This is a genomic window from Vibrio sp. Vb1127, from assembly GCF_033338735.1.
Lineage (GTDB): Bacteria > Pseudomonadota > Gammaproteobacteria > Enterobacterales > Vibrionaceae > Vibrio > Vibrio alginolyticus.
In genome coordinates, this window is the sequence record NZ_JAWOTF010000009.1 from 189403 (window position 1) to 197830 (window position 8428).

Consider the following 8428-nt stretch of genomic DNA (forward strand, 5'->3'; position numbering starts at 1 on the left):
TCTATGCCCTTCTCTGCTTGAAGAGTTGGGATAGCTAATAATTAGAAATGTATTCAGTATATGGCAGATAACATCAACGAAACCGAGATCATTGAGCGATTAAACAGCGCCCCATCGGTACGAGGCTTTTTCATTGCAGCAGTCGACGTTTTTAACGATTCGATCGACGGGTTGGTGCAAAGAATCTTTCGTAAAGATAACTTCGCTGTTCAATCGGTTGTCGGTCCGCTGCTACAAGACTCTGGACCGCTGGGCGATCTGTCTGTTCGTTTGAAGTTATTGTTTGGCTTGGGGGTGCTCCCCGATGACATTTACCACGACATCGAAGACATCATCAAACTCAAAAACCAACTCAATAATGACGCTTCAGATTACGAATTCACTGACCCGAATATTCTAGAACCAATTAAGAAACTGCACTTGGTGAAGAAAATGGGCATGGTACAACTGGAAGTCAGCGAACCAGATGACGACATCGACCTTGAGTTTTATCAGCTACAACTGCAACGTCAACAACAAATCATTAAGTCAGGGCTCTCACTTGCCATTGTCGAGATTTGCAATGAGCTCGGCAAAGACAGCCCTTTTTAATCGAAAAACTGGCAAGGAAGCCTCCTCAACTCGCCCCTCTTTTTGCACATTCTTCTATACAACGTGCGTGAAAGCCATCACAGTCCATATTCCGATGTCTCTGTAACATCAGACCAATCTATCGCTAGTATTGAAACGGTATCGCATGCTTTCAATCGAAGACACTAAAACTAAGTGGGAGTTTTTCCAGAAACACCACTGGGTATCTCCAGAATTTTCCCGCACTCCCGTCCTCGAGTCGTGGGAGCGTTGCATAAAGCAATGCAGCCCTTACACCTGGTCAAAACCACATATTGCCTCTGGATTTACCTTCTCATCTCTAATGAAGCGCAACGAACATCTCATCGAATGCGCCACGACCGTACTTGAAGACACTTACGACATGCTAGGGGACGAAGACCTGGTATTGATGGTAACCGATGGCAACGGCTGTATTCTCTCCACCGTCGGGCACGACTCTATGCGACAAGAGATGCAAACGCTCGGCATAAAACAAGGCTGTTTTCTCTCCGAAGGAAAGATAGGCACAAATGCAGTCAATCTCTGTATCAATACTCATATCCCGTGTGAAGTTTTTGCCGCCGAACATTTCAATCGCCACTTGCACTCTTATGCCTCTGTAGCGGCGCCTGTTTTTGACCAATTTGGCAAATTACGCGGTACAACATGCCTTTTCAGAAAAGCGGAAAGCTATAAGAAAGAAGACTTAGTCATCATCGCGTCGAGCGCGAAAGAAGTCAGCTTGCAAATCCACATTCAGTCGGAACAAGAAAACATGAACCGCCTCACTTGTGCGCATAACGCAACGTTAGAGTGCATGGATGACGGCCTTCTGGCCTGGGATGAAGAAAGCCGTATAACAATGGTAAATCACCAGTCCGAGCGCTTGTTAAACATTGAAGCCAGTCAGGTCTTGGATAAAGAAGTCTTTTCTGTTTTACGCTTCCCACCGAATGTCCTTACTAGTATTGAGTCAGGTGCGAGCATAAACCGTAAACTCACAACGGTAGAGGTTCGTGGCGAGTTTGTTGAGGCGATCATCACCTTGCGTCCACTCAATGACGGCACACACTTATTGTTCTTGCACCCTATCGATAAAATTCGCGAACTTGCTCAACAACAAATAGGTGGCAGTGCGCGCTATACGTTCAGCACTTTGCCCGTCATTTCACGAAAAATGAAGCATGTCATTACCGTGGCAAAACGGGCCATAAAGTCCAAATCACCGATTCTAATTACGGGTGAAGAAGGTGTAGGAAAAGCCACTCTCGCCATGGCGATTCATAACGAAAGCACCTACAAAGAAGGGCCGTTCATTACGCTCAACTGCCGCTCCATCAATACAGAGCAACTGGTCAAAGAAACCCTGGGGTATGACGAAGGGCAAGGCATGCCTTCAAAGTTTGAGCTCGCCCATGGCGGTACGCTCTTTTTAGAAAAGGTGGAATATCTGTCGCCCGATTTACAAGCCGTGCTACTTAAGTTGTTAAAAACTGGGCTCGTCAGCCGCAGCGACAGTTTGCGATTGATCCCCGTAGATTTTCAACTTATTACCAGCACCGCTTCAGAGATCAGCGAGTATGTCACTCAGCGCTCATTTGGTCGGCAACTTTATTATGAAATCTCCTCGAACGAGCTGCATATTCCACCACTACGAAAGCGTAAAGAAGACATTGAATTTCTCGTCCAGCAACTTATCAGCCATTATGAACGCCGCCACAATGTGACGATCTCGATAGAGCCAGTCGCACTGGAAGCGTTGATGAATTTTCGTTGGTCAGGCAACAACTCTGAATTAAGAAATCGAACTGAGCGAATTTTGCTTAACCGCAGTTCCAACTTAATCAAGCTGAACGATATTCCTGAAGACATTAAACTGAATTCTCGCCATACCGCAGAAAATACGCCAGTAATCACGTTAGAAGAAGCCGAGAGAAGAGCGATTGTTCAGGCTTGGAATCAGTGTGATGGCAAAATGCATGATATGGCGAAAGCATTGCAAATTGGCCGCACGACCTTATGGAGAAAAATTAATAAGTTTGGGCTGCAGGAGCAAATGAAGCTGTATTACGTCGTGAATTGGCGTTCCTATAACAAAAGTAAAACCGGCGTAAGCACGCCGGTACAGATGTACTAACGATAAGGTATCGATTAAACATCGACAGACAACTGACGAATCTGCGCTTTTAGTCCCGGGAGCATACTCGAACTGGCGCTGAATTTTCGCAACCCCACGCGAAGCAATGTTTCTGTGGCATTTGGATCGCCAGCCATCTCACCACACATACTAACCGGTATGCCCGCGCGATCGCCTGCTGCACACGTGAGCTCAATGGCTTTTAGTACCGATGGTTCAAAGTAGTTCACCAATTCAGCAACAGCGGCGTTACCTCGATCGGCAGCCATAACATATTGAGTCAAATCATTGGTGCCAATAGAGAAAAAGTCGACTTCTTGGGCTAACGCATCAGCATTTAACACCGCGGCTGGTACCTCAATCATAATACCAACGGGCAAATGAGTCACATCCAAGCCGAGTTGGTTTGCTTGATGCGCCAACAGCACTTTGACTTTTCTCACTTCTTCAACCTGAGCCACCATCGGTATCATCAATTGAATATTCGGTTGCTCGTGAAAGGCTCTCAGAATGGCTCGAAGTTGAGCGGTAAACAATGACTCATGTTGAAGGCACAACCGCACCCCTCTCAAACCTAAAAATGGATTATCTTCTGCTGGCATAGGATAAGCGGCTAAAGGCTTGTCACCGCCAACATCTAGACTACGAATCGTAAGTGGCTTATCACCAAGTGCGGCGGCAATATCACGATACACTTGGTATTGCGCTTCCTCAGTCGGCAACTCATCACTGTTTTGAAATAGAAACTCAGTCCGGAATAGACCAACGCCCTCAGCTCCTGATGTTAGTGCATCATCAATATCTTTCGGTCCACCAATATTGGCGAATACTGGAATATAGACACCATCACAGGTGACTGCGGCTTGCTGAGCACTCGCTAGTGCACTTTGTCGGGTGCTTTGCCACTCAATTTGCTGAGCTTCTAATTCCTGCTGTACGGAATCTGAAGGAGAGAACCATAAATGCCCTCGGAAGCCATCAATAGTCACCACTTGACCAGCACGCACAGCATCAAGGCAGCCCTGAGCTTTAACGATGGCAGGAATACCCATCGCACGAGCAAGAATCGCACTGTGAGAGGTTTTTCCTCCTTCACTCAAACAGATACCAAGCACTTTCGATTTATCAAGCCCGGCCACATCAGAAGGCATCAGGTCGCGGGCCAACAAAATACTCGGTTCCTGAATGTCGATGGCATTAGGCGTTACGCCTGTCATTTCAACCATAACTTGGCGTGCGATATCATGCACATCAGCTTCGCGTTCCCGCATGTACTGACTTTCTGCCTGGCGAAACTCTTCGGCCAACGTTTGCAGTGATTCTACCCAAGCTTGCTCGGCTATCATGCCCGTTTGAATTCGCGACTCGACCGATGCCCATAATTCTGGGTCACTGAGCATCATGCTATGAGCGGAAAATATTTCCCCTTTCGGCTGCTTCGCTTGCTCCTGCAAATGTTGAACAACCACGCCTATCGCACGCTTAACCCGTTCAATTTCATCTTGTTCACTTTGGAAATCACGTTCAGGCACAGCTGGCATTTCATGAGTAAAAAGGACAGCAGGAGCAGTAGCGATACCGTCATTGACTCGAATTCCAACAACAGCACCTTCAATCTGACTTGAGGCCATGCCATCGAGCAGAGTATCCGAGCTTTCTTCAGGTTCGACAATGCCTTGCTCAACCGCCTCTTTTTCTCCGAAGTGCTCACTAGCTAAGGCTTCAAATGCCTTGATTGCTTCACTGGATTGAGAGCCGAGTGCGCACAGCGTGATCGTCTCTTGACTACGAACGCCAAGTTTCGAAATGCTGTTTAAGCTTTTCGCGTTCACACGGCGCTCGCCTTTTTTCAACCATAATTGGCAGTCAAAAGGCGCGAGTGCACCAACAATGGCCGCAGCGGGACGAGCATGTAATCCATGCGGATTTTGCACCACCCAATCAAATGTTCGTTCTTGCTCAAAGTTCTCTGATACTGGCGCTATCTCAGCGGATGTTAGTGGCTGATCACCAAGGTGCTCTTGTTTTACGCTTAACGCATTCTGTGCCTCTTCGACTACCGTCGATAAAGGCAGTCCGGCGGCGGCAGCCACCGACGCCGCCATGGTTCCTTCAACAATAGGTGCCGAGATAAGGGTGACATTTTCCCTCACATGATCATCAATCAGATCCAGAGCCATTTCCGTGCTAAGCAACGCGCTGCCAAGATCCATCAACACAACAACCCCTTGTTGATCTTGTACCTGCTCAATCGCTTCCATCACGGCAATGGCATCGGTTCCGATCGGGTTCTCTGGATCATCAATCCCAGCAGCAATCGCAAGCTTGGCCTTGCCTTGCGTCATTTGGGTGGCAAGTTCTGCCACCCCTTCTGCAAGTCGACGACTATGAGATACAACTACAATTCCCACCATCTTAATTACCTGCTATTGCCTGCTGTAGTGCTTTAATCATTAACAGAGAAGAGGTTGCACCGGGGTCTTGGTGGCCAATACTACGTTCACCTAAATAGCTTGCTCGCCCTTTTTTCGCCAACATTTCAATCGTGGCAACCGCGCTCGTTTCTGCTAGCTCAACCATTTCATTCAGTAAGTGATCGGCGCTCATGCCATTTTCTAACGACGCCTTCACGCTAACTAAAACGGGTAACCAAATATCACACATGGTTTTATCACCCAGTTCCGCTTTACCACGAGACACTACGCCATCCACACCGCTTTTTAGTGCATCTACTAACTCTTCAAACGTTAGTTGCTCTCGAGTTCCGACAGCGGCAGCCGTGCGAATAAACAGCGTGCCATACAGCGGGCCACTTGCCCCACCGACACTAGAAAGCAAGGTCATGCCCGTATTCTTGAGAATGCTGCCGATATTTTGGTCCGCAAATTGCGGCAGTTTTTCAGCAACTTTTTTAAAGCCTCGGTTCATATTGAGACCGTGGTCGGCGTCACCAATATCACGATCAAGGTCGGTCAGAAAATCTTGATTCTCTTGATACGTTTTTGCACATAGCTCTAACCAGTGAACGATATGTTGTTTTTCAATTTGCATGTTTGCTCTCCCCTGTTACCACTTGATCGCGGCCGTATCGACAGGAGCATCAAACAGCTCCAACATCTCTTTGTCTGCCTTCAGCAACGTAATTGAAACGCCTTCCATATCGAGTGACGTACAGAAGTTACCGACCATATTCCGCACGATACGGAACCCCACTTGCTCGCAGTTATGAGCCAGACGACGGTACACTCCGTAAAGCTCTGAAGTTGGCGTACCACCCATACCATTCACCATCACGATGTAGTCGTGTTCAGCGGCGAAAGGCTCAATGCTGGATTCCACTTCATCCCATTCACCTTCGTCACGATTCCAACTACGCAATGTGCGCTGATAAGGTGTGTTTTCAGCAACTTCAGCAAACATTTCATCCACTAACGTATCGACATCGGTGTATTTCACTCGCTTGATACCTGGTTCGCCATGGATACCAACACCAAACTCCACTTCACCATCTTCCAGAACAAAAGATGGTTTACCTGCTGCGGGTACAACACAAGAGTTAAGCGCCACGCCAAATGAACGACAGTGGTTATTAACGCGACGAGCCAGTGCTTCACATTGCTCCAACGAATAACCTTTGCTCGCGGCAGCCCCAACTAACTTTTCAACCAATACCGTTCCAGCGACGCCACGGCGACCAGCGGTATACAGGCTGTCTTTGACTGCAACATCGTCATCCACCAACACCGACCCAACTTTGATGCCATCGGTATGAAGCAACTCCACGGCCGTTTCAAAGTTCAACACATCGCCGGTGTAGTTTTTAATGATAAACAGCACGCCCTCACCGGTATTCACTTGGTTACCACATTCGTACATTTGATCAGGTGTAGGTGAAGTAAATACCTCTCCTGGGCAGGCGCCTGTCAGCATGCCTTTACCAATAAAACCTGCGTGCAAAGGTTCATGACCACAGCCACCACCAGAAACCAATGCCACTTGCCCCGGCGTTTCCTCATGCCACATGTAACGAGGTTCGTAGTTCGCTTTTAGCTCTGGGCGAGATAAAGCCAGACCTTCCATTTGCTGCAATACAACATCATCAACTTGGTTAATTAACTTTTTCATCGTTCTATCTCATTCCATTTATATTTTTATGTAGGGTATGAATTCATCTTAAACAGAGAAAAAGCGTGCTCAACAAAAATCAATCCGTTTCATATTGAAACAAAAACTTCGGCATTATTGTTTCAATATGAAACGAAAAACGACAAATTTTCTTGAATAGTGATCGTCGCCATAAAGCATGCTGATGCTTATTACTTCTGACAGTCGGTTTGACACAGAGGTCATAAAAGCATGGAACAAAACCAGAGATATCCTTCACCACTTACCACACCAAACCTAATATAAACCTTATCCCTACAATGGATATTCATTGCAGTCCAAAACACACATAAAAAAGGTTAAAGGTTTGAATTATGGACAAAATTATTATCAGCCCAAGCAAATACGTCCAAGGTGAACAAGTACTTACATCTATCGCTCACTATGCGAAAACATTGGGTGAACGTCCGTTAGTAATTGCCGATGAGTTCGTGACTAACCTGGTTGGTGATGACGTCAAACAAAGTTTTGCTGACGAAAAGCTTCCACTCACTATGAACATTTTTGGTGGCGAATGTTCGCGCGTTGAGATTGAACGCATCACGGACATTTGTGCCACTCAGAAACACGATGTCATTGTCGGTATTGGTGGTGGTAAAACGTTAGATACAGCAAAGGCTGTTGCGTTTTACACAAAAATTCCTGTCGTGGTGGTTCCTACGATTGCCTCGACTGATGCGCCAACCTCAGCGCTTGCGGTGATATACACACCTGAAGGTGAATTTGCAGAATATTTGATGATCCCTAAAAACCCAGACATGGTCATCATGGATACGTCAGTCATCGCCAAAGCCCCTGTTCGCTTACTTGTATCGGGGATGGGCGACGCGCTTTCCACCTACTTTGAAGCTCGTGCCAACATGACTTCTGGTAAGGCAACAATGGCTGGTGGGTTAGCGACGCGTTCAGCACAAGCGCTTGCGAAACTTTGCTATGAAACCTTGCTTGAAGATGGTGTAAAAGCAAAAGCTGCGGTAGAAAATGGTGTGAGCACCAAAGCGGTAGAAAACATTATTGAAGCCAATACATACCTAAGCGGTATCGGTTTTGAAAGCAGTGGTCTAGCGGGTGCTCACGCTATTCATAACGGCCTAACTAAGCTTGAAGAGTGTCATCATCTCTATCATGGTGAGAAAGTCGCGTTCGGCACACTAGTTCAGCTGGTACTAGAAAACGCAGCGATGGAAGAGATTAATACGGTTCTTGCATTCTGCCGCTCTGTAGGTCTACCAACCAACTTATTTGATATGGGCGTTAAAGAGCTTAACCACGCTAAGTTGCGCGAGGTCGCCGAAGCCTCAACGGCCGAGGGAGAAACCATCCACAATATGCCATTCCCAGTGACGGCAGAAAATGTCTACTCTGCAATTCTAACCGCTCACCAGTTGGGTCAATAACTCACCCCCTTAAAGTGGGCTTAAATAAAAAAGCGGCACATACTCTCGCATGTGCCGCTTGGTGTCGGAGGACATTAAAGTTTGAAACTTTTCTCTCGTGTAGAGTTTAGTACCAAGTAGCCTAGATAAAAGAAGGTAA

Annotated in this window: 6 protein-coding genes; 3 read left to right on the top strand and 3 right to left on the bottom strand. The window is 46.9% G+C overall.

The genetic code is table 11. From position 1 onward, the window contains the following. Positions 1-60 precede the first annotated feature (60 nt). Entirely contained in the window at positions 61-591 is a 531-nt protein-coding gene (locus R7H07_RS14495) for an MltR family transcriptional regulator (protein ID WP_206959309.1), read from the top strand. 145 nt (positions 592-736) lie between these two features. Further along, on the top strand, positions 737-2728 hold the full coding sequence (gene dhaR, locus R7H07_RS14500) for a dihydroxyacetone kinase operon transcriptional regulator DhaR (protein WP_242539584.1): 1992 nt from the start codon (positions 737-739) through the stop codon (positions 2726-2728). A gap of 14 nt (positions 2729-2742) precedes the next feature. Here the strand turns inward: dhaR and ptsP are convergent, their stop codons facing one another. Genes ptsP through dhaK form a run of 3 tightly spaced genes read right to left on the bottom strand, consistent with a single transcriptional unit; the run spans position 2743 to position 6853 of the window. Next, positions 2743-5142: a phosphoenolpyruvate--protein phosphotransferase gene (ptsP, locus tag R7H07_RS14505; protein WP_206959311.1), complete on the bottom strand. Its 2400-nt coding sequence runs from the start codon at positions 5140-5142 to the stop codon at positions 2743-2745. Between the two features lies 1 nt (position 5143). After that, positions 5144-5779 (bottom strand): dihydroxyacetone kinase subunit DhaL, encoded by a 636-nt coding sequence (gene dhaL, locus R7H07_RS14510; RefSeq protein ID WP_206959313.1) that lies wholly within the window; start codon positions 5777-5779, stop codon positions 5144-5146. A 15-nt stretch (positions 5780-5794) separates the two neighbouring features. Then, on the bottom strand, positions 5795-6853 hold the full coding sequence (gene dhaK, locus R7H07_RS14515) for a dihydroxyacetone kinase subunit DhaK (protein ID WP_206959315.1): 1059 nt from the start codon (positions 6851-6853) through the stop codon (positions 5795-5797). Between the two features lie 353 nt (positions 6854-7206). On the opposite strand from dhaK, the gene R7H07_RS14520 reads away from it, so the two are divergent. Then, entirely contained in the window at positions 7207-8289 is a 1083-nt protein-coding gene (locus R7H07_RS14520; RefSeq protein ID WP_206959317.1) for a glycerol dehydrogenase, read from the top strand. Positions 8290-8428 lie beyond the last annotated feature (139 nt).

Excerpts from the sequence above, each read along its gene's own strand:
- ptsP (WP_206959311.1), bottom strand. The coding sequence starts at position 5,142 with ATGGTGGGAATTGTAGTTGTATCTCATAGTCGTCGACTTGCAGAAGGG.
- R7H07_RS14520 (WP_206959317.1), top strand. The coding sequence starts at position 7,207 with ATGGACAAAATTATTATCAGCCCAAGCAAATACGTCCAAGGTGAACAA.
- dhaR (WP_242539584.1), top strand. The coding sequence starts at position 737 with ATGCTTTCAATCGAAGACACTAAAACTAAGTGGGAGTTTTTCCAGAAA.
- R7H07_RS14495 (WP_206959309.1), top strand. The coding sequence starts at position 61 with ATGGCAGATAACATCAACGAAACCGAGATCATTGAGCGATTAAACAGC.
- dhaL (WP_206959313.1), bottom strand. The coding sequence starts at position 5,779 with ATGCAAATTGAAAAACAACATATCGTTCACTGGTTAGAGCTATGTGCA.
- dhaK (WP_206959315.1), bottom strand. The coding sequence starts at position 6,853 with ATGAAAAAGTTAATTAACCAAGTTGATGATGTTGTATTGCAGCAAATG.